At 46.7% G+C, this 22,658-nt stretch carries 22 protein-coding genes; 12 read left to right on the forward strand and 10 right to left on the reverse strand.

Going from position 1 to position 22,658, the window contains the following annotated elements:
• Positions 1 to 119: 119 nt before the first annotated feature.
• From AAX04_RS05680 to AAX04_RS05695, 4 genes are all read left to right on the forward strand, one after another.
• A complete protein-coding gene (locus AAX04_RS05680; protein ID WP_066795413.1) occupies positions 120 to 1,046 on the forward strand; it encodes a sulfite exporter TauE/SafE family protein in 927 nt (308 codons plus the stop codon).
• Positions 1,046 to 1,450 (forward strand): DUF1634 domain-containing protein, encoded by a 405-nt coding sequence (locus tag AAX04_RS05685; RefSeq protein ID WP_156519721.1) that lies wholly within the window; start codon positions 1,046 to 1,048, stop codon positions 1,448 to 1,450. Before AAX04_RS05680 ends, AAX04_RS05685 begins: the two co-directional genes overlap by 1 nt.
• 249 nt (positions 1,451 to 1,699) lie before the next feature.
• Complete coding sequence (locus tag AAX04_RS05690) at positions 1,700 to 2,701, forward strand: sulfite exporter TauE/SafE family protein (protein ID WP_066795344.1); 1,002 nt, start codon at positions 1,700 to 1,702, stop codon at positions 2,699 to 2,701.
• Positions 2,694 to 3,086, forward strand: coding sequence for a DUF1634 domain-containing protein (locus tag AAX04_RS05695; RefSeq protein WP_066795347.1), 393 nt, complete (start codon positions 2,694 to 2,696; stop codon positions 3,084 to 3,086). Before AAX04_RS05690 ends, AAX04_RS05695 begins: the two co-directional genes overlap by 8 nt.
• Positions 3,087 to 3,118: 32 nt before the next feature.
• Here the strand turns inward: AAX04_RS05695 and ilvA are convergent, their stop codons facing one another.
• The 5 genes from ilvA to AAX04_RS05720 form a co-directional block, all read right to left on the reverse strand.
• Positions 3,119 to 4,375, reverse strand: coding sequence for a threonine ammonia-lyase (ilvA, locus tag AAX04_RS05700; protein ID WP_084761216.1), 1,257 nt, complete (start codon positions 4,373 to 4,375; stop codon positions 3,119 to 3,121).
• A gap of 23 nt (positions 4,376 to 4,398) precedes the next feature.
• Positions 4,399 to 4,752 (reverse strand): 50S ribosomal protein L29, encoded by a 354-nt coding sequence (rpmC, locus tag AAX04_RS12580; RefSeq protein WP_066795353.1) that lies wholly within the window; start codon positions 4,750 to 4,752, stop codon positions 4,399 to 4,401.
• Positions 4,753 to 4,850: 98 nt separating this feature from the next.
• Positions 4,851 to 5,810 (reverse strand): Gfo/Idh/MocA family protein, encoded by a 960-nt coding sequence (locus tag AAX04_RS05710; protein ID WP_084761217.1) that lies wholly within the window; start codon positions 5,808 to 5,810, stop codon positions 4,851 to 4,853.
• A gap of 6 nt (positions 5,811 to 5,816) precedes the next feature.
• A complete protein-coding gene (locus AAX04_RS05715) occupies positions 5,817 to 6,635 on the reverse strand; it encodes a sugar phosphate isomerase/epimerase (RefSeq protein WP_066795359.1) in 819 nt (272 codons plus the stop codon).
• A gap of 556 nt (positions 6,636 to 7,191) precedes the next feature.
• A complete protein-coding gene (locus tag AAX04_RS05720) occupies positions 7,192 to 9,489 on the reverse strand; it encodes a sodium-translocating pyrophosphatase (protein WP_066795362.1) in 2,298 nt (765 codons plus the stop codon).
• A gap of 275 nt (positions 9,490 to 9,764) precedes the next feature.
• On the opposite strand from AAX04_RS05720, the gene AAX04_RS05725 reads away from it, so the two are divergent.
• Complete coding sequence (locus AAX04_RS05725) at positions 9,765 to 10,883, forward strand: M42 family metallopeptidase (protein WP_066795365.1); 1,119 nt, start codon at positions 9,765 to 9,767, stop codon at positions 10,881 to 10,883.
• Between the two features lie 59 nt (positions 10,884 to 10,942).
• Entirely contained in the window at positions 10,943 to 11,926 is a 984-nt protein-coding gene (locus AAX04_RS05730; protein WP_066795368.1) for a dipeptidase, read from the forward strand.
• A gap of 1 nt (position 11,927) precedes the next feature.
• Here AAX04_RS05730 and AAX04_RS05735 read toward each other — a convergent pair whose 3' ends face one another.
• Together AAX04_RS05735 and AAX04_RS05740 are read right to left on the reverse strand one after the other, a co-directional pair.
• The gene (locus tag AAX04_RS05735) at positions 11,928 to 12,395 is read right to left on the reverse strand and encodes a transcription elongation factor Spt5 (RefSeq protein ID WP_066795370.1); all 468 of its coding nucleotides are present in this window, start codon (positions 12,393 to 12,395) and stop codon (positions 11,928 to 11,930) included.
• Between the two features lie 159 nt (positions 12,396 to 12,554).
• Positions 12,555 to 13,295, reverse strand: coding sequence for a hypothetical protein (locus AAX04_RS05740; protein ID WP_066795373.1), 741 nt, complete (start codon positions 13,293 to 13,295; stop codon positions 12,555 to 12,557).
• A gap of 83 nt (positions 13,296 to 13,378) precedes the next feature.
• Between AAX04_RS05740 and AAX04_RS05745 the strand changes: the two genes are divergently transcribed.
• Positions 13,379 to 14,587: a tRNA pseudouridine(54/55) synthase Pus10 gene (locus AAX04_RS05745; RefSeq protein ID WP_084761218.1), complete on the forward strand. Its 1,209-nt coding sequence runs from the start codon at positions 13,379 to 13,381 to the stop codon at positions 14,585 to 14,587.
• Here the strand turns inward: AAX04_RS05745 and AAX04_RS05750 are convergent.
• Positions 14,584 to 15,333, reverse strand: coding sequence for an RsmD family RNA methyltransferase (locus tag AAX04_RS05750; protein ID WP_066795377.1), 750 nt, complete (start codon positions 15,331 to 15,333; stop codon positions 14,584 to 14,586). The genes AAX04_RS05745 and AAX04_RS05750 overlap by 4 nt on opposite strands.
• A gap of 68 nt (positions 15,334 to 15,401) precedes the next feature.
• Here AAX04_RS05750 and AAX04_RS05755 point away from each other — a divergent pair, with 68 nt between their 5' ends.
• Positions 15,402 to 16,313 carry a hypothetical protein gene (locus AAX04_RS05755; protein WP_066795380.1) on the forward strand — a complete coding sequence of 304 codons (912 nt, stop codon included), beginning with the start codon at positions 15,402 to 15,404 and terminating at the stop codon, positions 16,311 to 16,313.
• Here the strand turns inward: AAX04_RS05755 and AAX04_RS05760 are convergent.
• The gene (locus tag AAX04_RS05760) at positions 16,272 to 16,610 is read right to left on the reverse strand and encodes a hypothetical protein (protein WP_066795382.1); all 339 of its coding nucleotides are present in this window, start codon (positions 16,608 to 16,610) and stop codon (positions 16,272 to 16,274) included. The genes AAX04_RS05755 and AAX04_RS05760 overlap by 42 nt on opposite strands.
• Positions 16,611 to 16,719: 109 nt before the next feature.
• On the opposite strand from AAX04_RS05760, the gene AAX04_RS05765 reads away from it, so the two are divergent.
• Entirely contained in the window at positions 16,720 to 17,601 is an 882-nt protein-coding gene (locus AAX04_RS05765; protein WP_066795384.1) for a UbiA family prenyltransferase, read from the forward strand.
• Here AAX04_RS05765 and AAX04_RS05770 read toward each other — a convergent pair.
• A complete protein-coding gene (locus AAX04_RS05770) occupies positions 17,563 to 17,964 on the reverse strand; it encodes a DUF1641 domain-containing protein (RefSeq protein WP_066795386.1) in 402 nt (133 codons plus the stop codon). The genes AAX04_RS05765 and AAX04_RS05770 overlap by 39 nt on opposite strands.
• A gap of 149 nt (positions 17,965 to 18,113) precedes the next feature.
• Here AAX04_RS05770 and AAX04_RS05775 point away from each other — a divergent pair, with 149 nt between their 5' ends.
• From AAX04_RS05775 to AAX04_RS05785, 3 genes are all read left to right on the forward strand, one after another.
• Positions 18,114 to 19,118, forward strand: a complete 1,005-nt coding sequence (locus AAX04_RS05775; RefSeq protein WP_066795419.1) for an AIR synthase family protein — start codon at positions 18,114 to 18,116, stop codon at positions 19,116 to 19,118.
• Between the two features lie 45 nt (positions 19,119 to 19,163).
• Positions 19,164 to 21,098: a S16 family serine protease gene (locus AAX04_RS05780; RefSeq protein ID WP_162270113.1), complete on the forward strand. Its 1,935-nt coding sequence runs from the start codon at positions 19,164 to 19,166 to the stop codon at positions 21,096 to 21,098.
• Positions 21,099 to 21,226: 128 nt separating this feature from the next.
• A complete protein-coding gene (locus AAX04_RS05785) occupies positions 21,227 to 22,633 on the forward strand; it encodes an APC family permease (protein ID WP_162270114.1) in 1,407 nt (468 codons plus the stop codon).
• Positions 22,634 to 22,658: the final 25 nt, after the last annotated feature.

The raw sequence follows: 22,658 nt of genomic DNA on the forward strand, positions 1-22,658 counted from the left end.
GATGTGGGAAATCACATTGGAATATCAATGAGCTTTTAAAGGCCCTTAATGTTAAGGCTAATTATGAAGTTATTAAAGGTAAAATTTTCAAGATAATGTTAATATGGGTAGTGAGCTATATGACACTAGGCATGTTAATATTCGCCGTAGTCGGGGGAGGATTTTTATCATCGCAAGTAATCTTCTTTACATCACTAGCATGCATATGCGTGGTAATCGGTATTGTGGCTGCGTTAACCGGTGTTGGTGGTGCGGTTTTATTTACTCCAATAATGATGGCCTTCACGCCGATTAACATGGATATTATTAGAAGCACTGGGTTGGCTATAGCTACAATGAGTTCACTGGTGAGTTCAAGGCAATATCTGGGCAGTAATTTAGCTAACTTCAGGTTAGTTCTGGTATCATCAGTACCCTATACGCTATTCGCAATAATAGGGTCATTACTAGGGTTACGCATAGGAGTCCTTGGCTCATTAGGTAAGGCTGTAATAAGGTTCAGCTTAGGTGTTTTAGTTCTATCCATAGCTGTTTTGTTCATGTTAAGGGGTAGCGGAGCCGGCAACCTAAGCTATACAGTTAAGGGGGATAAATTAGCTGGGCTGCTTAAACTCAATTCAACATACAGTGATTACTCGCTGAACACTATTGTTAAGTATAATGTAGGTAACCTGCAGTGGGGCCTACTAAGCCTAATGGGTGTGGGCCTTATCTCAGGTATGTTTGGTTTAGGTGCCGGATGGGCGATAGTACCCATATACAGCATGCTAATGCAGCTTCCATTAAAGGTGGCAGCGGCATCGAGCCTAGTTCTAATAGGTATTGGTGATAGTGCGGCTATGTGGGTGTATATTAATAATGGAGCTTTTATACCGCTCTTCGCTGTACCATGCCTACTGGGCATTGTGATTGGTGCACGTGTAGGGTCAAGAATAATGCCTAAGATTAAGACCAGCTATTTAAAAATTCTAGTAGTAATAGTTATGATAATAGCTGGTTTAAGACTCCTCCAGCAGTCATTATCAATATTAATGGGGTGGTTGTGATGAGCCTTAGTAAGGTTATTACCAGTGAAACTGGGCAGGAGGCGAAGATGTACGGTAACATAGTTTTCCTATTAGCGATAATTAGCGTAGTGATACTAGCGGTAAGTTGCATATTAATAATGTTAAGACATAGTGATGCAGCATATTGCACTATAGGCGGCCTACTTAGTGGTGACCCACCAAGCGAATTGAAACACTGCTACTCAGGTGCAGTTACATCTGCCCTGGGGACTATTGAATCCATCGGCATGACACTGTTTGGAGTATCCACAACAATAGGGCTGGCTCTATCATGCATAATATACATGTTAAGAAAAGACCCAATCTACGTATCAATAACTCTCATGATAATGGTGATGTTGATTGTGTCAGCCTTAGGTATAATTAGTATTAATGCAGGTTAATAATTAAGTACGCAGTTTAATAGCCGTCAAAATCGCTGGTGGGATTATTTAACTCGATTGAGAATAACTCTTAGCGAATTAATAAATATGCATCCGATAAATATTAGTATGAATCATGTGAAATACGGCATATATAATATTCTATTTATAGAAAAAGAAATATTTCAATAGCTGCAGCATGCATTATAACTATTAATAATTACCTTAAATGGGTTTGTTTTATAAACCCTACTCAGTCTGTTTTTAGGTATGTTGAGCCTAGCCATAAGGCTGCTGATATTCGTTGAGATATTGGTGGCTAGTATATTTGCTGGTCTACTGGGGTCACTAACTGGCTTAGGTGGTGGTACTGTACTGGTTCCTGTACTTACCCTATTTCTCGGGATACCCATAGCATACGCCGCTGGTGCTGCATTAATATCGACAATATCTACGTCCAGCGGGGCAGCCAGCGCTTACATTAGGGATAGGATAACTAACATTAGGATAGGCATGGGGCTTGAGATAGCCACAACCACAGGTTCAATAGTTGGGTCATTAACGGTGGCCTACATCTACTCCCATAACCTGGAGTGGATAGTCTACGTGGTGTTCGGTATAGTGATACTGCTGTCCATAATACCGACAGCCCAGAGGGGTAAGTACGAGATCCCTGACCCTAAGCCACCTGACTGGACCACCAGGGTCTTTAAACTGCAGGGTAGCTACTACGATGATGCATTGAAGATGGAGGTTAAGTATTGGGGTGTTCGTTGGTGGTTGGGTGAGTTGATTATGTTTTTTGCTGGTTTTATTAGTGGTTTGCTTGGTATTGGTAGTGGTGCTCTTAAGGTTCTTGGTATGGATTGGGCAATGAACCTACCAATGAAGGTAAGCACAACAACAAGCAACTTCATGATAGGAGTAACAGCAGCAACCGGGAGTAGCATATACTGGTACCTAGGCTACATACAACCCTTCATAGCCTCAGCCACGGCAATAGGCGTATTAATAGGTGCAATGGCTGGAACTAAGATACTAATCAGGATTACTAATAGGCAGATTAGGTGGATATTCCTAGCAATACTAGCCTTCCTGGGCATGGAAATGCTCCTAAGGGGCCTATACCTAAATCGCATGTTAGTAGTACCCATAGCCACCCAGTACACGCTAAGCCTAATATTCACGGTTATCGTCATGGTGGTGCTGTATTACAGGTATGGGTTAAAGGCTAGGGAAGTGGTTGTACGAAGGGGTGGTGTGCATGGTTAGGTGGGACATGGATTACGTAATAGGGCTAGCACTAAGAATCGGCGTTGTAGTGAGTATAGTGTTAATGATAATTGGAGGAACTTTATTAATCATCGAGGGTAGGGGTTTAGGCTACAGCGATTACAGCATAATGAGCATTAGATCTAGGGTTAACACGACAGTAATACCGCCCATAACGGCCTTAAGGGGCTTGAGCCAGGCGGATGGGTTATCCTTCATAATACTGGGTTTAATGGTTCTCATAGCAACCCCCGTGCTTAGGGTTGCCTTGGGCATTGCCTCATTCGCCATGGAGAGGGATTGGCTATACGTTGTAATAACCATAGTAGTGTTCATTAACCTAATGTTAGCCATATTCGTAATACCTGCGTTACTTCACCTATAAAAATCATTTTTAATTAAACGTATTTTCAAACCTCAAGGAACCTCAACCTTAAAGTTAAACCCCATCTTACCTAATTCACCGAGAACCTTATCAATAGCCCCCTCCTCAGGTGGTGTCTCAACCACTATATCAACCTCGGTGTAGTTTGGCTTCACCATTGGGTTATACCTCTCATGCCTAATCTCAACGATGTTAACCCCCATCTTACCTAAAACGCCAGTAACCTGAGCCAACATGCCTGGCCTATCTGGCACAAGCCCCTTAAGCATAATTAACCTACCCATCTGGACAAGCCCCTTGTAAAGCACCTTGGCGAGCATGGTTACGTCGATATTACCTCCACTAACCACGGCAACAACATTACCATTAACGTTAACCTTACCGCTTATCAAGGCGGCTACTGCAACAGCCCCAGCCCCCTCTGCAATCACCTTAGCCGACTCGGCCAACATTAATATTGCATTCACTATGTCTTGGTCACTAACCAGTACTACATCATCCAGCGTATTCCTCATGATTTCAAAGGTTACATCACCAATCCTCTTGACGGCTATACCATCTGCGATAGTGTCCGTGTTCTCTACCATAACCACCCTACCCTGCCTAAGGGACAGGTAGGCTGAGGGGGTTGCATCACTCTGGACACCAATAACCTTAGTACCTGGGCTAATTGATTTAATGACCGAGGCTATGCCTGAAATTAACCCACCACCACCCACAGGTACTATAACGTAGTCGACTTGGTTAAGATCCTCAAGGATTTCCCAACCTATGGTGCCCTGGCCGGCTATTACGAATGGGTCATCGTATGCGTGTATCATCTTGGCGTTGAACTCCTTAGCTATCTCAAGGGCATGTTTCTCAGCCTCATAGTACGATTGACCCTCCAGGATAACCTCGGCGCCGTACTTCCTCGTACTGCTAATTTTAATCCACGGCGTGTACTTAGGCATGACTATGGTGGCCCTTAAGCCATATATCCTGGCCACGTAGGCTACACCCTGCGCGTGATTACCGGCTGATGCGGTTACAACATGGCTCACCCCGTCGTTGATGTAATGCGTTATTGCATTATAAGCACCCCTAACCTTAAATGACCCAGTCTTCTGCAGAGCCTCCAGCTTAAGGTAAACATTGGCATTGGTAACTTGGCTCAGCGTGTCGGATTTATAGAGGGGTGTCCTGTGTATGAGACCCCTAGCCTGTGCCTCCCTTATTAGCCTCAAGGCATCCTTACTAAGCTCGAAAATCTCGGTAACCCTTGTGATATATAGTTCACCTGATGGAATAAAGTGATACGTATTTATATTTATTACTGGGCGGGTTTGCTTGAACCACCCTCGGCCTTAGCCTTAACCGTCTTAAGAATCCTCTTAACCATACTCTTCTTAATACCCAGCTGCATTGAGACTTTATCGTATGTTAAGCCCTTGCTGCGGAGTTCATTAATCCTACCTGCAAGTTCCCTCAACTCGTCATCATGCTCAATAGTTAGTATTCTAGCAATTAACCTCTTAACATACCTCATCCTACCTGGATTATCAACAACCCCCCTCCCCCTTTGGGTTTCCAACTTTATCAACTCACTCCTCAAGTCACTCAGCAGCCTTAACCTGTCCTCCCTACTCATATTCCTAAGGTCCCTTAACTTAACCTTCTCGGGCATTAGGGGCCTTAGGATTGGGCTTTTTTAAGCTTAATTAGGAGCTAACAGCTTCAGCGTTTTATAGTCACTGGTTACTAGGGTAGGTTATTGCCATACTGCTATATAGTTACCTTGCTCCGCGTAAGCGCTGACCTATATGCGGCATCGACTATCTGCTGCACGTGGTAACCATCCTCCTCGTTAATTATCGGTCTCTCGTTATTTTCGATGCAATTAATGAAGTGCCTAACCTCATCTACGTAGGCGTGTATTATTGATTCGTTGAAGTTACCCTTCTCAATCACGTTACCATTCAGGTCCGATACCATGTAGTCACCGTCAACATAGCCATCCACGGTTACCCTACCCCTCTCAGCCGTTAACCCCCACCTCCTCCAATTATGGCCGCCGCTCCAGCTTAGGTGGAAGATTGATGTTGCGCCATTCTCATGCTTCATGAATACGGTCACATTATCCTCCACGGTTATGCCACTGGTTATGGTCACAGCATCAGCGTAAACCTCCCTAACCCTGCCGGCGTACCAGTAATATTGGTAAAGCACGTGAACCCCATGTTCATTGAGTATTCCGCCGCTAACCCCCTTATCCCTAAGCCAACCAGTCTTGGGCATTGTACCCAGTGCTATGTGCCACATAACCACTGGTTTACCTAGCCTGGAATCCAATAGGTCCTTGACCATGATGTATAGTTTATGGAACCTAAGGGTGAAGCCAATCATTAACCTACCCTTACCCCTGGCTTCATCATATATTCGCCTAGCCCCCTCAAGGTCACTGGCCATGGGCTTCTCAAGGAACACGTAGTAACCCCTCCTGAGTGCGTAAACAGTCTGTTCAGTGTGCAGGTTCGGTGGGGTCGCTATGATTACGCCGTCAAACCCACCCTCATCAAGCATCTTGGTGTAGTCCTTAAACATCTTAATGCTCATCTTTGAGTACTCAGCTAACCTAGACTCATCCACGTCGGAAATAGCAGTAACCTTAATACCGAGGTCCTTCAGGATTTTAAAGTGAGTACTACCCATCCCACCGACTCCAATTAAGCCAACACTTACCATTGCCCATCACTTGAATATCTGCCTAAGCGATGATGCAGCATCCTCAGCAGCCTTAAATGGGTCACCTGGGTATGGTGGAACCTCGGCAGTTAATGAGCCACTGTAACCCACCTCATCGAGGAGCCTCTTGATGCTCCTCCAATTAACGCTACCCGTTAGTGGTATGCCGAATGTGCATCTACCCGGCTCTGCGAGGAAGTCCTTAGCGTGCATTGCCACTATCCTACCCTTAAGCGTCATTATCCAGTGCTCGGGTAGGCTATGGGGGAGGGTGTTGCCCACATCCACGTAAGCCCCAACCACTTTTGGATCCAGTTCATCAAGCAGCCTCTTCATATCCAGGGGGCTGGCGAATATCCTATTCCAAACATTCTCAACACCTATAACCACGCCGTAATCCTCAGCCACCTTACTCAACTTAGCCAAAGCATCCTTAGCACGCTCAATATGCTCCTCGTAACTCAACTCAGGGACGGCAACCCCTGGAACCACTAGGAGAACCTTGGCCCCCACTATGTTAGCCGCCTTGGCCTCAGCCTCAAGGACCTTAGCAGCCCTTTCAAACTGGTCACTAAGAATCATGTTAAACCTCCAGTAAAGGCCAGTGGCAACTGTGTAGATACCTAATCCAGCGCTTTGAGCCAAGTCCCTTACCTCACCCCACCTCCTTGAGAAGTCCGGTGAATTAAGCATGTTTAAGTCTTGCTCATCAACCACAGGTTCAATCAGTTCATAGCCAACCCTCTTGGCGTGGCTGAACATTTCAGGAAGGTTCATGCCGGATGGGTAACTCCACGCGTTAACCCCTATCTTGACATTACCCATGAAAACTCAGTAGTGATGAGTAAATTTAAATATTACTCTATATAGGTTATGGTAACTTGGTAAAACTTTAATAAAATAATATTTCTTAAATATTAGATCCCTTATATTTAAGCCTTAAAAACCAGGGATTTTTCCAGAAGCCACTAAGTTACACTCACCGAGTCATTAGGTATGGTGTCTTCGTCGCTAAACCATCAAGGAAAGGTCCCCTTCAGAATAACTGATAGTATTAAATTCCCAAATAGCTAATCACTAACAACCCCTGCACACACCCACACGGGGGATGGGGGTTAACTCCCCCATCCCTAATGCATAATACACCCAGTGATAGATATTATATTTCTTCTAGTATTTCAATTTTAAATAAAAGTAAGTTATATTAATACAAGGCTGTCTCACATAGTTAGGAGCCCAAACCTACACGCGCTCACACCATTGAAAGCCGAGGGTTTCCCTCGGCGAGTAGGTGGTGTGGGTGTGTGCAGGGGGTAAATCCTAGAGACGAGTGAGATTTTTAGTAAAAGCGCATCTAATTGTTCTTTCTAATCAACGTGTTTCATGGAAATACGCCCTGCAGAAGCCAAAGCATGTATATTGGTATGAATACTAGCGATATAGTGTTGAGCAGCTTAATGACTATGTGGAGTGATGGGCCTGCTGTGTCCTTTAGTGGATCACCAACGGTGTCGCCTATTACAGCTGCTGCATGGGCTGGTGAACCCTTACCACCCAGATGACCAGCCTCAATGTACTTCTTGGCGTTATCCCAGGCGGCGCCACCCCACATCATCGTTATCGCTAGTACTATTCCACTTGCCGTGGCGCCAATTACTAAGGCACCAACCGCAGGCCCGCCGAAGAGTAGGCCTATTATCAGGGGTGTTAGTATTATTGATAATGTGGGTGTTATCATGTTCCTTAATGCGAATTGTGTACTTATGTCAACGGCCCTGTAGTAGTCAGGTTTCTCAATACCCTTCAGTATTCCTGGCCTCTCCCTGAATTGCCTCCTAACCTCCTCAACCATGTACCAGGCTGCCTTAGTGACTGCCCTAAGGGCCAGCGAGCTGAATAGGAATGGTAACATTGCGCCAATTAGTATGCTTATCAGTATGTCAGCCCTCATTATCATTAGGTGATTCAGTAGGTAATCCATAACCGCCATTAAGTTGCTGAAACTCAGCGATACATCAGCAGCATTAACCTGCAACACGGCTGGATTCCTAGCTACGTAATCCTGAATAAAGGCTTGAAATAGGAGTAGTGATGCTAAGGCGGCTGAACCCATGGCATAACCCTTAGTGAGTGCCTTAGTGACATTGCCTATTGAATCAAGTGGGTCAAGCCTCCCCCTAACTTCACTACTTAATTCACTCATCTCAGCAATACCACTGGCGTTGTCCGTTATTGGGCCAGCGCCATCAAGCGTCATTATTATGCCCGCCAGCGATAACATACCTAAGGTAGCTGCGGCCGTACCATATATACCATATATGAACTTAGCGATGGGTATATTCCCAATAGTGTAACTATTCGCAACGACAGGCAACGGCGCGCTCATACCCAGTACGAATGCTGCCAGTAGAGTCACAGCAATAACCACTATTGGTATGAAGGTCGCATTCATCCCTGTTGTTAAGCCTTGAAGTATTGTTAAGGCTGGGCTAACCCTGGATGCCTCAGCTATCTCAACCACCGGTTTAGCTTCCCTACCCGTGTAGTAATTAGTTACCAGTACAATCACTATTGCAGCTAATATGCCGGCTAATGATGCTGTGAAGAAGTAGACCCACACCTTAGGCATGAGTAGGTAAAAGGCAAGGAAGAACCCTAAAATAGCCGTCACCGCCGATGCCATCACACCGTTCCTCAAAGGTTCAAACGGATCCCTGAAACTCCTTTGGTAAGCCGACACCACAACACCTGGTATGGTTGCAACTACCCTGACTGCCCCTGTTAAGAATGGTAGGAAGATGAAGGCTAAGGCATCAATGGTTGGGTAACCAGCCTCAACTAGGAAGAAGTAGACTGTCCAACCAACTATCATTGTTCCAAGCATCTCGGCGGTAACGGACTCGAATATGTCGGCACCTCTACCGGCGCAGTCACCAACATTATCACCAACCTGGTCTGCTATTACAGCTGGGTTCCTTGGGTCATCCTCAGGTATACCAGCCTCAACCTTACCAACTAGGTCAGCGCCAACATCAGCAGCCTTAGTGTATATCCCACCGCCTATTTGGGCGAAGAGTGCCGATAAACTGGCGCCAAAGGCGAAACCAGCTAAGCTGTCTAGGATAACCCTTAGGTTGAATGGTGTCGCCGCCTCACCGACAATGAATGAGTAAACTATGAAGAGTAGTGCCAGTGAGAATACGCTTATTGATGGTACTGAGAAGCCCAAAACACTACCACCAAGTATAGCAACCTTTAAGGCATGCCAAGTCCCCCTCTTAGCAGCCTCGGTAGTCCTAACATTGGCCCTAGTTGACGCATCCATGCTTAGGAAGGCTGCCGCTAATGAAGCCAAGCTACCAAGCATCACCGACGCACCTATCAATACCGATTCAAGGATAACCTCACCACGTAGTTCAGGGTAGGCTGGTAAAACCCTTACACTGTAACCTGCATAAACACTGAGGGCAACTATTATGGATATTGTAAGTGAGAAAAGTATTATTGTCCTCATCTGCCTCCGCATGTAGGCAGTGGCACCCTCCCGTATAGCACTCCATACCCTAACCATGTTCTCATCACCAAGGGGTTGTCTATCTATCCACCAGTAGATGAATACAGCTACCACTATACCTACAAGTCCAGCCAGTAGCCCGGTGAGTATCAGGGGATTAATCATACTTAGTTAATAGTACACAGGGCCTTATAACTCAACATGGTGAAATGGGTGAAACTAAACATTAGTGGGATTACTAAGTTATATTTTATAATTACAATTATATAGAATTTCCCAATAATATACTTAGCCTATATTTGATCGATAAAATATGGCAATAACCAAGATTACCCTAACAATTATCATGACTGCTCATTCCGCGTATTGAGGGTATTGCCCAGCATTAAGCAATATTTGTCAGGGTGAGCTTTAAAAGCCAGGTGGATTACCTTAGCATTATGGTGAATGAGGAGTTCGTAACGTTGCTTAAATCCCTATCGGAGGCCTTTGGCCCATCGGGTTTTGAAGATGAGGTTAGGGAGTTAGTTATAAAGGAGATGGAGCCGTACGTGGATGAACTTGAGGTTGATAAGTGGGGTAACGTCATTGGTGTTAAGTACGGTGGCAGGAGGGATCTTAAGGCCATGGTGGCCGCACACATGGATGAAATAGGGCTGCTCATAGACAGCATAGATAAAAACGGCTTCTTAAGGTTCAGGGGGATTGGTGGCTGGAACGAGGTGACGCTTATCGGGCAGAGGGTTAGGATTAAGACACAGGACGGTAAGGTAATTAAGGGTGTAATCGGCAGTAGACCTCCCCACGTGACACCACCAGGTAAGGAGCGGGAGGCCCCTGAGATGAAGGACTTGTTCATTGATATTGGCGCTGGTGATTTAGGCGAGGTTGAGAAGCTTGGGGTAAGGGTAGGTTCAGTTGCAGTGCTTGATAGGGAATTCAACACGCTTAATAGCGATGCGGTCACAGGCAAGGCATTTGATGATAGGGTTGGCCTAGCGGTCATGTTGTGGTCCCTTAGGCAATTAAGGGAGAGTGAGGCTACTGTCTACGCCGTTGCCACGGTTCAGGAGGAGGTTGGCTTAAGGGGTGCCCAGGTTGCAGCTGAGAGAATTTACCCAGACTTCGCCATAGCCCTAGACACCACGATAGCTGCCGACGTGCCTGGCGTACCTGAGAGGGAAAGTGTGACTAAGCTTGGGGCAGGCCCAGCGATAAAGATCATGGATGGTGGGAGGGGTGGCCTATTCATAGCACACCCAGCCTTAACGAGTTACTTAATAGACATAGCTAAGGCTAATAACATACCTTACCAGTTGGAGGTATTAATAGGTGGGACAACGGATGCCTTGGGCATAGCGTTTAGGAGGGATGGAATACCGGCAACGACAATCTCAATACCAACCAGGTACGTTCACTCACCCGTGGAGGTTCTTAAGATAAGTGATGCACTTAACGCATCCAAGCTACTTACACTAGCCCTTCAAAAGGCTGATGAGAAACTGGTTAATAGCCTCAGGGCTAGGTTAATTAAGGGCACTAACCGCGCTAACCATTGATGCGCATTACGCTTAGGCTAAAGGTTAAGGCTTAAATACTTTGAGGCGGCTGGTGGGTAATGTACCCAGTTATTGATCTTCATGAGGATGTGGCGTATCACTTGATGTTTAAATCCGGGGCAATGGACTTTGACGTTGATGTTGAGGGTAGGCAATCCGATATTCCAAAGCTTAAGAGGGGTAACGTTAAGGTTGTCTTCGCCTCCGTCTTCCCAATAATGACCACCTACAGCCCTGAGCAGGGTAAATCAACAATCCACGCATACTCATCCTACTCAGCTAAAGATATTGCGCTTGAGATGATTAAAACATACTATAGACTCACCGACAGGTTCAGCGACTCATTAATGCTAATCAACAGTATTAAGGATGTTGAAAACGCCCTTAGTAATGGTAAGATTGGGTTATTAATATCAATGGAGGGTGCCGACGCCCTAGAAGACCCATACGACCTACTGCTCTTTCACAGGCTTGGCGTAAGATCAATGGGCATAACCTGGAATCTTGATAACAGGTATGGTGCTTCATGCTTCACCAAAAGAGACTATGGCTTAACAGGTAATGGGGAGGAATTGGTTAAGCTGGCTAATAGGCTTGGGGTTATCGTTGACTTGGCCCACGCAAGCAGGAGAACTATGATTGACGTACTGTCTGTGTCGAGGAAGCCCGTTGTAATCAGCCACGCCAACTCAAGGGCTGTTTATGATCATCCTAGGAACGTTGATGATGAGGTGCTTAGTTTACTCAACAGTAACGGTGGCGTGATAGGCGTAACTATGATACCTGAAACCATAGGTAAAGAACCAACGATAGACTCATTGATAAAGCACATCATTCACATACGAGACAGCTTTGGGTTAAGAATCCTAGCCCTAGGAACCGACTACCTGGGTATTGGGAGTACACCCATGGGCCTTGAGGATGTTAGCCGCATTGGCAGATTAATTGAGGGTTTGATGAAGGCTGGTTTAAGCGATGATGAGATCCGCGGCTTAATGTTCGAGAATGCACTAAGGGTTATTAAGGCTAATTTAACTATTTGATTCACTGCTTCTTCTCCTCAATAACCCTAATGGACTTGATGGGTAGGGTGACTGGTATGTTGGTTGCTGTGTCGAATAGGAGTAGCTTAACGGTGTTATTCCTCTCATCAACATCAACAACCCTCGCCTTAAACCCCCTGAAGGGTTCCGTTATAATTTCAACAACATCATTAACCTGAACCTTAATCTCCCTCTTAATCATCTTCATCAACTCGCTTAACGGGGTCTTACCCATCATTAACCCCCTGTACTGCTTAATACCTGCCGATAGGTCAACGGCCACGTATGAGTGTTGCGTCTCTAAGTAGACTTGCCCCTGGACGTTAGGTGGGACTACTATTGACGCCACATTATAGTACTTCTTCTTATCCTTATCCATAAGCTCGAGCCTAGTCCTAATTATCGCTGCGACGTTATACTCCTGCCCAGACACAACCCTTATACCTATGAATGAGCACTCCTCCTGCATTAAATTTAGTCAGCTTAGAATGTTAATAAGGTTTTCTAGGATGGTGTCATTTTAACAGCTGGCTTAGCGACTTCAATTAAGAGATTTTAGCAAAGGGAAATGGCTTTGCAACGTTCGACTCACTACACCGAGGTTAAATAGAGTTAAGTATCCATTACATTACGATAACTCCGCTAGGCCCAGGAACCTTAGTATTGCGTTTAATGATTCACGGCTTACATCATCCTTATATACCCTAAGTAGCCTTATTAATCCATCTGCATCTGTTAAGTTAAGGATCTCCCTAATTCTACGTTGCGTGCTCCCCCCACTTAAGATTAGGGCGTTAACAAGCTGGGTAACGTTTGTAACTGACCTGGTGGCCCTACTTGCGCTTTCAAAGTCGATTATGTAGACTCTGTCACCTACTATCACATGCCTATGAGGCCTGGTTAATTCACTATGTACGAGGCCTATTGAGTCCAGTTTAAAGCCTTGAACCAGCAGCTCCCTAACAACAGCCCTAATCCCCTGATCACTGGCGCTGCTTAGGTAGGCGTCAAGTCTCACCCCCCTGGCGTACTCCATTACCAACACGTCGTTGGTGTATCTAATCAGTAGTGGGCCCACACTAACCCCATTAGCCAACTTGAGGTTAAGCGCCTCGTTACCTAGGCTTTGCCTTGTTGAGTCATGCCTCCTAACCTTGCATGCGTAATAACCCTCAGGGTTGTTAACCCTGCACTTAAACACGAAGCTACTCCGCCCCTTACCCAGCAGCCTTAACTTACCCAGGAACTCCAAGTCACCCTCACTGAGGAGTTCAACGACTCCCAATTCCCTAAGCTGGTTAAGGATCCTGTCCACGTACCCCTCCGGGCACTTAATGAGGCTGCATAGCCTGGTGAACGGTTCATACATTCATTGGGTTCACTGTTAACGGCCCTTTAAATACGTGCCTTAGGAATGCTTATAATCTTAGCTGGCTATTAGGGTAATTAATCATGAGCATGGTTATTGAGAAGGCTAGGCAAGCCTTATTGAAGTACCCGCTGTGCGACCACTGCCTAGGTAGGTTATTCGCCTCAAGGGGGTTCATGATGAGTAATGAGGAGAGAGGTAGGTCCATAAAGAACGTGCTCTTCATGGAGGCCCTTAACTCCTCCTCAGGCACGTACGATGAGGCATTGCTTCTCGCATTAGCCAGAAGCGGGCATAGGGAGAGCCTAATGTTCCTCAGGAGGATTGGTAGGGACATTAAGCCTCAGGTGTGCTTCATCTGCGGTGGCCTATTTGATAGGATAAACCTAGGCGCCATAGTCGCCAAGGTTAAGGAACTTATTAACACCAGCGGCATTGAGTTCAGCAGCCTCCAGGTGGGTTCAACGGTGAGTAGGGCTATAATAGACAACGAGGTTAAGGTCTCCACTGAGCTGGGAATAACCAGTAGTGAATCGATTAAGAGGGAGCTGAACAGGATCATAGGTAAGGCACTAGTTACTGAACTAGGTAGGCAGTACAGTAGGTCTAACCCAGATGTTATAGTTAAGGTCAATGCCATGGATGGTTCAGTTAGCGTGGAGGTGATGCCCATTTACGTGGAGGCACGTTACAGGAAGTTGCTAAGGGGGATACCTCAAGTTGGTGGTAATTCATTGGCCAGAGTGGTAAGCGAGTTCATGAGTCAGTTAAAACCAGCCAGCACGGTGATTCACGTAGCCGGCGTAGAGGGGCCTGAGGTTAGGGTTCTTGGGTCAGGGAGGCCCATGGTCATTGAGGTTGATAGACCCCTGAACAGGCGGATACCTGCGATGGGTGGCGTGTTGAATGGTGTTCAGTTGTTTGACATTAAGCTGGCTAATAAGTCGAGGGTTAGGGAGATTAAGTCCAGGGCTGGTGAATTGAGGAGGATTTACAGGGTCCTTGTTAAACTGCAGGGTAGCGCTAGTGAGGAACAGTTCAAAAGCCTTGAGGATTACTTCACGAATAGGCAGGTGACCCAGTTAGTAGGTAGGGAGAGGAGGGTTAGGTTGGTTTACAGGTTGAGGGTTAGGCCTGTGTCGGGTGGCGTGGTGGAGCTTATCGTTGATTCACAGGGTGGGTTCAGCGTTAGGAGGTTTATAAATGGCGAGGGGACTGAACCGTCGATACCGGGCGTCCTAGGCCTTGGTGCAGTGCCCATTGAGATCGATATACTTAACATTGCCGGCTAAATCTTCCTAGCCAGCACACCATAATCATTCTGGCCAATTATCACGAACCCTGAATCCCTCAACCTATCAATAACACCCCGCCTCACATCCCGCCCCCTATACCTACTCCCAGTCCTCGGGATATAGTGGAATAGTAGCCCTCCCCTCTTAAGCATCCTATTGTATGCCCTATACAATTCCCCTGAATATAGGTTAGTGAACCTCTTAGTGGGCCTCGGTGGGTCATGAATTATGACGTTGAAGACTAAGTCCCTAACCCACGTGGATAGTTCATAGACGTCGCCAAGCATGAGTTCAATCCTTGGGTCGGCTAGGTGCACGCTCCATGGGTTGTAACTGGCTAGTTCAATAACGTTGGCATCGGCCTCAATGGTTATGACCCTCCTAGCCCCCTTCTTAAGGGCAACCAGGGCTGTGTAGCCAAGCCCTGTGCAGCAGTCTAATACGGTGCCGGTTAACCTCACCCCCCTCATTTTACTGAAGCTGTACCTCAACGGATCCATCAACACCGTGTGCATTACTATACCGTCAATGATTATGGTTGGTGCCCAACCCTTACCTGAGGAGCATAACTTGTAGCTATGCCCCTCTGACTCCACGTAAAGCCTCACCAATGATTCACCGCTCTTAATAAACAATGGCTTACATTGATCATCCATGTACCTCAGCCTAATGGATTCATCATTAATATCCCAGTACGTATACGTGCTAGTTGTCCTTGGCTTAAAGTTAACCGTTCTCAACATTGTCCTTGGCTAAATTTTAGGAAAACGGTTTTAAAGCTCACACGGCCTTAGCAAGCTAAGTACCGGTGATGAGGGAACTTAGGTTAAAGATTAGGATGCTCGTGGAGAAGATGGTTATGGTTGACGACGTCCCTGATGACGTTATAGATGACATTGTCGATGAGCTTGGCTACTACGTGAAGAGCGGCTACTCAGAGCAATTGGCTGAACGCCTGGTTTTATCGTACAGGGAGCAGATTATGAGCAGGCTCTCAAGCAATATAAGGCAACACATGCCGGGTAGGGGGAGCGTGGAGAAGATACTACCGTTCCTGCTTAGGGAGGCCCTTGAGGACATTGGGCTAACCGGCTACGCCTTAACCACACTTCGCGGTGAACCAGTTGACTTAGCCATCAACGTAGGCGCCTTCTACGTGCCCGTAATCTCAATAGGGTATAAAGCCAGTAGGAGGGATTTATACAGGGTTAGTAGGCTTAGGAGCATGGGCATTACGCCAATTGTAATGTCGCTTGGTGATGATATGGACGGTGCCGTTAAGGTAAAGGTAGATTACATGAATGAGCCCAGGTACTACAGGGTGGTTATAGCGGCTGAGTCGTTAAAGAGGTCAATGGGTTCAGCTAGCCTAGTCAGTGGTAGGTTAATCAAGCCGTCAAAGGGGATGGAGGTGGCGTACACGTTGTGGAGTTGGCTGAGGAGGATGGGCTACCTAGTAGTACCTGGTAGGAGGATTAGCGACCTTGAGGTCTACGGCTTCGGTAGGTACTTGATTAGGATCCAGGGTAAACCAACCATGTGGGACCCCTACTACAGGAGGTTCAACACCGTGGTTATAATATCGGGGGATAACGGCATCAGGATCAAGGACTCCATAGTAATCATGGGGTTCAACTACCTTGAAAGGCTTATCAGTGAATCAAACTTCACAATGGGTAATTTAAGGCGGTTGATATCCAGAGAAGGAAACTACGTTGAATAGCCTGAGTATATCAATGTACCACTTCGCAATCCTCCTGGCAACAACGTCAGTGTAGTCAACGTTAACGTTGCCTAGGTAACCCTTAACAACCTGCTCAGCCACATCAGCGTTAATCCTAGGCTTCACGTACTGGGTGAGGCTCTCGAGGAGCTGGGCGTAGCTACTCCTTGCCTCCGCATGTTCCCTCCCAATCCTAAACACGTCGTCGCCTGGTACTATCAGGTCAACGTAATTCCTAAGCCCCCTCTTAACGAGTTCATTAATGTAACCGGTCACTATCGGGTCAGTGGGTTGCACCGGGCTAATGCCACCTAGGGTGCTTAAAAGCCCTCGCCGACGAAACCGTAGTCATAGGGATGGGTAACTCATGCTAATGCTTAAATAATGAACTTAATGCCACGGCCTGATGAGTAAGGTCACTGGGTTCATTAAACTGGGTAGGATGGAGCATGGCCTATTAACCGCCATAACGGTCATATCCTCATACTACATATCAGGCGGGCGTAACGGCTACGTAGCCTTAACACTACTGCTCTCATCATTCTTCGCTGAGGTCTTCTTATTCGTAACCAACGATATATATAATGTAGCTGAGGATAGGGTTAACAGGCCAAGCGCACCCCTGGTCACTGGGATTGTGACACCCAGGGAGGCTTGGTGGTTTGCATTAGCATCACTGTTACTTTCCCTGACCCAGGTAATACCAGTGGTCATGGGCTTAGCCAACCCTGTCTCATTGCTCATCCTACTGATGGCCTTGGCGCTGGGCTACCTGTACAATGCCTCCCTCAAGCGGGTGATGGTGATTAACAATGTTTTGGTCTCCCTGGTCACATCTTTAACATACCTCTACGGCCTAGCATCAGTCAAGGTAATTAACCAGCAGCCCCTACACTTCATAGGCCTACTGTTCCTAACAACAATGATAGCCACCCTTGGTAGGGAGATTGTAAAGGGTTCCCTTGACTACGAGGGTGATTTAAAGGTTAGGGTGGTTACTTTAGCCACCAGGTACGGCGTAGGGGTTGCTAATAAGGCAGGCTCCATCATAATGCTTGCCGCGGTAGCATTATCAATACCACTAATGTTGTCCTCCGTGCCGGTGCTGGGCAGGTTTAGTGTCGTGTTTTCCGCGTTGGTTGCGGCAACTGATGCGTTGTTGATAATGCTAGTGGTTAAGGTGCTTAGGGGGGATTTAAGGCGCTTCAGGGGCGTGAGCCTACTGGCAATGGGCTTAACCCTACTAGGCCTAATGCTCAGCTCCCTTCTCCTTTTCATCACTGGTTAACGTCAGGTTAATTTTACCACCACCGTGGGCTATGATGTGGCAGGGCAGCTCCACGTTGCATGAAGCCCCATCACCAAGGTTCTTAATCTTCTCAGCGGCATCAAGGCACTTACCCATACTCCTCAGCAGCTCAATTACTAACCCTAACCCCTTCCTAACGTATGGATCATTCAGGGCCCTTATGAGGTCACCGAGGCCATTAACCGGCTGTATGCTATGCTTCACGTTTGAGGAGACTCCGTATAGCGTGCATAGGATGCATTGAACAGCCTCCTGAATTGTTATACCTAGTTCATTACTGTCCATCTGCCCCATAGCCTTAATAATGGCGTTGATGGCGTCGTCAAGGTTTGCCTGTTCCATAAATTAATCCTCCTATACGTTCTATTTTAACCTATCGCAACTGAGCAATGAACCTTAGGAGCTGGGGGTAGTAAAACGTATGCATGGTGAGGGCAGTTAATACCTATGTGAGGATAGTTAAATAAATGCGTAAATACAGCTCAACAAGCATGGTTAAGTTCAGTAACGTGTTCATTAGGGATGTGGTGCTTAGGAGACTGGGCGTTAGAGATGCCGACGTGGTTGTTGGGCCAGGTGTTGGGGAGGATGCAGCGGTTGTTAAGATTGACGGGAAGTATCTCGCAACCCACGTAGACCCAGTCACTGGTTCAAGTAACCTACTGGGTTGGTTAGCCATCCACGTGGCCGCTAATGATATCGCCACCAGGGGTATTAGGCCTAGGTGGTTCCTATTGACATTAATAATGCCCATGGGGTCAGGGGAGGGTGAGGTGGCCGGCATCATGAGCCAGGTTAACGATGCCTTAACAGAGTTAAACGCAATGTTGATAGGAGGCCACACGGAGAAGTCAGACGCGGTAACTAGGCCAATAGCCGTGGTGACCGCCATTGGGGTTGGGGATAGGTATGTGAGGACCGGTGGCTTAAGGGTGGGTGATGTAATAGTGATGACTAAGTACGCGGCGCTTGAGGCAACTTCGATACTTGCCAGCGACTTCAAGGATAGGTTGATTAAGGTAATGAGCAGGGAGGAGCTTAGGGAGGCTGAAGGCCTCTATAGAATGGTGTCTGTGGTTAAGGAGGCCTTAAGCGCCATCGACTACGCATCATCAATGCATGACCCAACTGAGGGTGGTGTTTTACAGGGCTTAGTCGAAATGGCCTACTCCTCAGGAAGGAGGATAATCGTCAATGAGGAGGACATTCCGATACTACCAGTGACCAGGAGGATACTCAGCTTCTTCAACCTAGACCCATTAACTGTCTTATCCTCAGGTTCACTACTAATAGGTGTTAGTGAGGATAAGGCTAGTGAGTTAATCAGTAGGTTGAAGAACCTAGGTGTGAATGCCTCAGTGATAGGTAGAGTGGTTGATGGTGAGCCGGGTGTTGTGATTAGGCGTAGTGGGCTAGAACGTTATTATGAGGGTGACTTATCAATACCTGACGGTGTCATTGAGCTATGGGCGAGGGGAGCGGCTAGTGGTGCGTAGTTACTTTGAAAAATGTTTATATAGGGGATGACCTATGAAACATTAATGAAGGTTGATTGGATAACCCCAGTAGTATTAGCTATAGCGGTGTCGATGGTAGCCTACGCATGGAGTACTGGGTCAATATACACCAGTAGCGTTACAATTCACGCACTAGCGGTGTCAGGTAACCAGGGCGCTGTGATTAACATAACCATAACAGCAGTTAAGGGGCTGCCAAGCTACCTGGGCGGTAACGTGTATGTTTCGGCTATGCCACTACCAATAGGTGAGGGGGGTACCTTCATATCCTCGAGTCAAATAGCTGCATTTGTCGCCACAACCCTGGCTGGGCAATCGCTAACTAACTACAACTTCCTAGTCAACGTAAACTCCAGCACGATAGAGGTGGGTGGGCCATCCGCCAGCGGCTACATGACGGTTGGGATGTACGCGTTGATAACTAACAGTAGCCTAAACCCGCACGTGGTCATGACCGGTATGATAATGCCTGACGGTACAATAGGGCCTGTGGGTGGCATACCTGATAAGATTAGGGCCGCGGCGCAATTAGGCTACTCAACGATACTCATACCCTATGGGCAGCAGAACTACGTAACATCAAGTGGCCAGGTCATTAACCTTGTGAATTTAGGTAAGCAGTTGGGCGTTGACGTAGTGCCCGTGGCCACAGTGTATCAGGCTATACAATACTTCACTGGGCGTAGCTTTAACCTATCCCTTCAACTACCTCCACAGGTCATCAGTAACATATCAGCCATAAGTGAGTACCTTTACAAGATCCTTTACGTCAACTACGGCAATGAGTCAGCACTAGGTAACCAAGCTGACTACGAGGCTGCGCTGAGCAGCGCCAATAATGGTGACTACTATACTGCAGCCAGCCTACTGTACAATGCGCTCATGGATTACTACACAAACTTATTCAAGAACGTGACGTTAGGGTACGCGAAGGCGCTTGTGGCCAATATGTCCGCTGAATTGGGTTTAATGACCGGTGAGGTTAATGAGACTCAACCCACCACCGCTAACCTAGACATAATGATTGGCATATATGACAGGATATACTCAGCTGAAACGCTGCTGAACGAGACAATTAATGACATTAACAGTGGTAATATGGCTAACCTGCCCAGCGACTTGGCTCAATTATACACTAGAGTGATTACACTTAAGTACTGGTTTAACGTGCTTAACGCCATTAATGGTGGTAATCCGATACCCAGGAGTTACCTAGCTAAGTTAAGTGGATTATACGTGTCTTACGCCTACACCACGGTAACCTACCTATACTCCTTAGCCAGTGCCGAGGGGTTAACCACAAGCATAGGTTTCATAAGCACTATTAATCAGTTAATTAACCAAACCAATGTGGCTCAGGAATTTTACCAAAACGGCCTGTACCTAAAGGCACTTGCAGTTAGCCTTGACACCATAGCATCGGCCAGCGCTATAATGCATGCGATGTTCCTAGTGGGCGGTACTAATGCATCCCTATACCTACTCAATGTCGTTAGGAATGTTGCTACTTACAATGAAGCCTTGGTTTCCCAGTGCAATGGGCTTCCGGTTCTATCAAGCGCGTATATTCAATTCGGCAATTACTGGTTTAGGCAGTATAACAATAGCCTTGCGGGCAACCCATCATCTGCGTCAAGCCAAAGCTACATGATAGAGGCGTTGTCACTATATGAGGAGTCAATAGCCTACTCGCTCTTCCTAAGGCAACTTTACTACGAGTTGGGGTCATGCCCAATAGCGCAATACACTATAAACTTCACAGCACTTCAATACACCCCAATGGGAGCTACACAGCAAGTACCCCTGGGGCAATCCACTAGTGCCGCATTCTCGGCTCCGCAGTTAACTGAGGTTAACATGATGTACCTGGCTATTGGGGTCTCTTTAATGGCCCTAGGATTACTGGTACTTGTGTTTAGGGTAATTGGGGTGAATAGAAGTAGGCAATTATCAGCTTAATGATATTAATTCTTAAATAAAATATGTAATAGTAAATAAATAATATTTAATCATTATTAATTATTATCAATGAGTTTTTGAGGAAAATAAATATGATTATGAGTAAGGTTTATAAAGGCATACTCCACATGGTTTTGTTAAAGATGGTTACCACGAGGAGTAGTCCAAGTGATGAACGCAGGCAGTATAGTAATAGCAGTGGATTAAGGAGGGTATTAAGCTTTAGGGAGGTGTTCTTCGCATCACTGGGTGGTCAATCCCCATTCCTAAGCATAACTACGTATGGTACAGCAACGATATTATACGCTGGGTTACTGGCACCCTTAGCGGCTTTAATTGGTACACTAATAGTTCTCGTCAATGGGCTTGTGGTCTATAAATTATCCCAGCGAATAACCAAGACAGGCGGGTACTACACCTACGCTAACCACCTCATAAGCCACAGAGTGGGTATTGTGACTGGTTTTGTGTACCTATTCTACTCAATACTATACGGCAGCGCCTACGCCATAGGTGCTGCCGGGATTACCTGGTTCCTATTCCACATAAACTTCACGTACACGCTTACGGTGCTTCTTGTAGTCCAGGCCGTGTTGGCGATATTGGGTATTAAGCCGTCTGCCCGGTATGCCGTGTTCGCTGGTTCACTTGAGCTTGGTATTCTAGTGGCCATTGGCGCAATACTGCTATACCTATCGCACTTCAACCTTAACCTTAACCTAATCAATGGCCAGGGCGTCTCCTTATCGCAATTCGGCTACGCCGCCCTATTCGCGGCTGCGATACCAACGGGGTACGGTACAATAACCCCCCTCTCAGGTGAAACAAGGATGGCTAGTAAAACCATACCTAGGGCCATTGTTGCGGTGATACTTGCAGGAGGTCTACTGGCTGCGTTTGACCTACTGGCGTTTAATTCGGCCGGATTGGCCTTGTTCAGTTCCTTCAGTTCCTTCGAGGAATTCATAAGGTCTATGGTATCGTTGAAGTCCTTTAACTCCCCAGTACTTTACCTCCTGCACAGGTACCTGGGGATCTTCATAGATGTACCGGTGCTGCTGGCCCTCATTAATGATGGCGTGTTGGGTGTCCTAGCCTATAACCTAGCATCATCAAGGGTCCTCTACGCGATGTCTATTGATGGCTGGCTGCCAAAACCCTTAAGCTACATCAACGTCAATACCAATAACCCCACGCTTGCCGCATTAGTATCATCGGTGGGGGTAATACTGGTTAGTGTGTTGGCATCTAGCTTATTATCACCATTAATGGCTTTCCTAGTCTTGGGCGCATTATCAACGACGGCTGGTTTAATCGTGCATGTGGTGTCGGATGTATCATTAATAAGGATTAGCGCCAGGAGGGTTAAGAGGTACCTAGGGCAGGTAATTCTTGCATCGTCTGCACTGGCGTTGGCCGCCTACTCAATAACGTCAGCCGTGGTCTCAACAAACCCGGTCTTCATGGAACTTTTCCTAGGCTGGTTGATAATAGGCTTCATATATGCCGAGGCTCAGTCAATAATTAGGGAGTAGGTCTTAACCCACTGAGCTGCATCAC

The organism is Caldivirga sp. MU80 (assembly GCF_001663375.1).
Taxonomy (GTDB): Archaea; Thermoproteota; Thermoprotei; order Thermoproteales; family Thermocladiaceae; genus Caldivirga.

Bases quoted from the DNA above. Each gene is read 5' to 3' on its own strand.
- AAX04_RS05755 (WP_066795380.1), top strand. From the start codon at position 15,402: ATGAGGGAACTTAGGTTAAAGATTAGGATGCTCGTGGAGAAGATGGTT.
- AAX04_RS05745 (WP_084761218.1), top strand. From the start codon at position 13,379: ATGAGCATGGTTATTGAGAAGGCTAGGCAAGCCTTATTGAAGTACCCG.
- AAX04_RS05765 (WP_066795384.1), top strand. From the start codon at position 16,720: ATGAGTAAGGTCACTGGGTTCATTAAACTGGGTAGGATGGAGCATGGC.
- AAX04_RS05775 (WP_066795419.1), top strand. From the start codon at position 18,114: ATGGTTAAGTTCAGTAACGTGTTCATTAGGGATGTGGTGCTTAGGAGA.
- AAX04_RS05695 (WP_066795347.1), top strand. From the start codon at position 2,694: ATGGTTAGGTGGGACATGGATTACGTAATAGGGCTAGCACTAAGAATC.
- AAX04_RS05690 (WP_066795344.1), top strand. From the start codon at position 1,700: ATGTTGAGCCTAGCCATAAGGCTGCTGATATTCGTTGAGATATTGGTG.
- AAX04_RS05740 (WP_066795373.1), bottom strand. From the start codon at position 13,295: ATGTATGAACCGTTCACCAGGCTATGCAGCCTCATTAAGTGCCCGGAG.
- AAX04_RS05785 (WP_162270114.1), top strand. From the start codon at position 21,227: ATGGTTTTGTTAAAGATGGTTACCACGAGGAGTAGTCCAAGTGATGAA.
- AAX04_RS05720 (WP_066795362.1), bottom strand. From the start codon at position 9,489: ATGATTAATCCCCTGATACTCACCGGGCTACTGGCTGGACTTGTAGGT.
- AAX04_RS05780 (WP_162270113.1), top strand. From the start codon at position 19,164: ATGAAGGTTGATTGGATAACCCCAGTAGTATTAGCTATAGCGGTGTCG.
- AAX04_RS05770 (WP_066795386.1), bottom strand. From the start codon at position 17,964: ATGGAACAGGCAAACCTTGACGACGCCATCAACGCCATTATTAAGGCT.
- AAX04_RS05750 (WP_066795377.1), bottom strand. From the start codon at position 15,333: ATGTTGAGAACGGTTAACTTTAAGCCAAGGACAACTAGCACGTATACG.
- AAX04_RS05710 (WP_084761217.1), bottom strand. From the start codon at position 5,810: ATGGTAAGTGTTGGCTTAATTGGAGTCGGTGGGATGGGTAGTACTCAC.
- AAX04_RS05680 (WP_066795413.1), top strand. From the start codon at position 120: ATGACACTAGGCATGTTAATATTCGCCGTAGTCGGGGGAGGATTTTTA.
- AAX04_RS05725 (WP_066795365.1), top strand. From the start codon at position 9,765: ATGGTGAATGAGGAGTTCGTAACGTTGCTTAAATCCCTATCGGAGGCC.
- AAX04_RS05715 (WP_066795359.1), bottom strand. From the start codon at position 6,635: ATGGGTAATGTCAAGATAGGGGTTAACGCGTGGAGTTACCCATCCGGC.
- AAX04_RS05685 (WP_156519721.1), top strand. From the start codon at position 1,046: ATGAGCCTTAGTAAGGTTATTACCAGTGAAACTGGGCAGGAGGCGAAG.
- AAX04_RS05730 (WP_066795368.1), top strand. From the start codon at position 10,943: ATGTACCCAGTTATTGATCTTCATGAGGATGTGGCGTATCACTTGATG.
- rpmC (WP_066795353.1), bottom strand. From the start codon at position 4,752: ATGCCCGAGAAGGTTAAGTTAAGGGACCTTAGGAATATGAGTAGGGAG.
- AAX04_RS05735 (WP_066795370.1), bottom strand. From the start codon at position 12,395: ATGCAGGAGGAGTGCTCATTCATAGGTATAAGGGTTGTGTCTGGGCAG.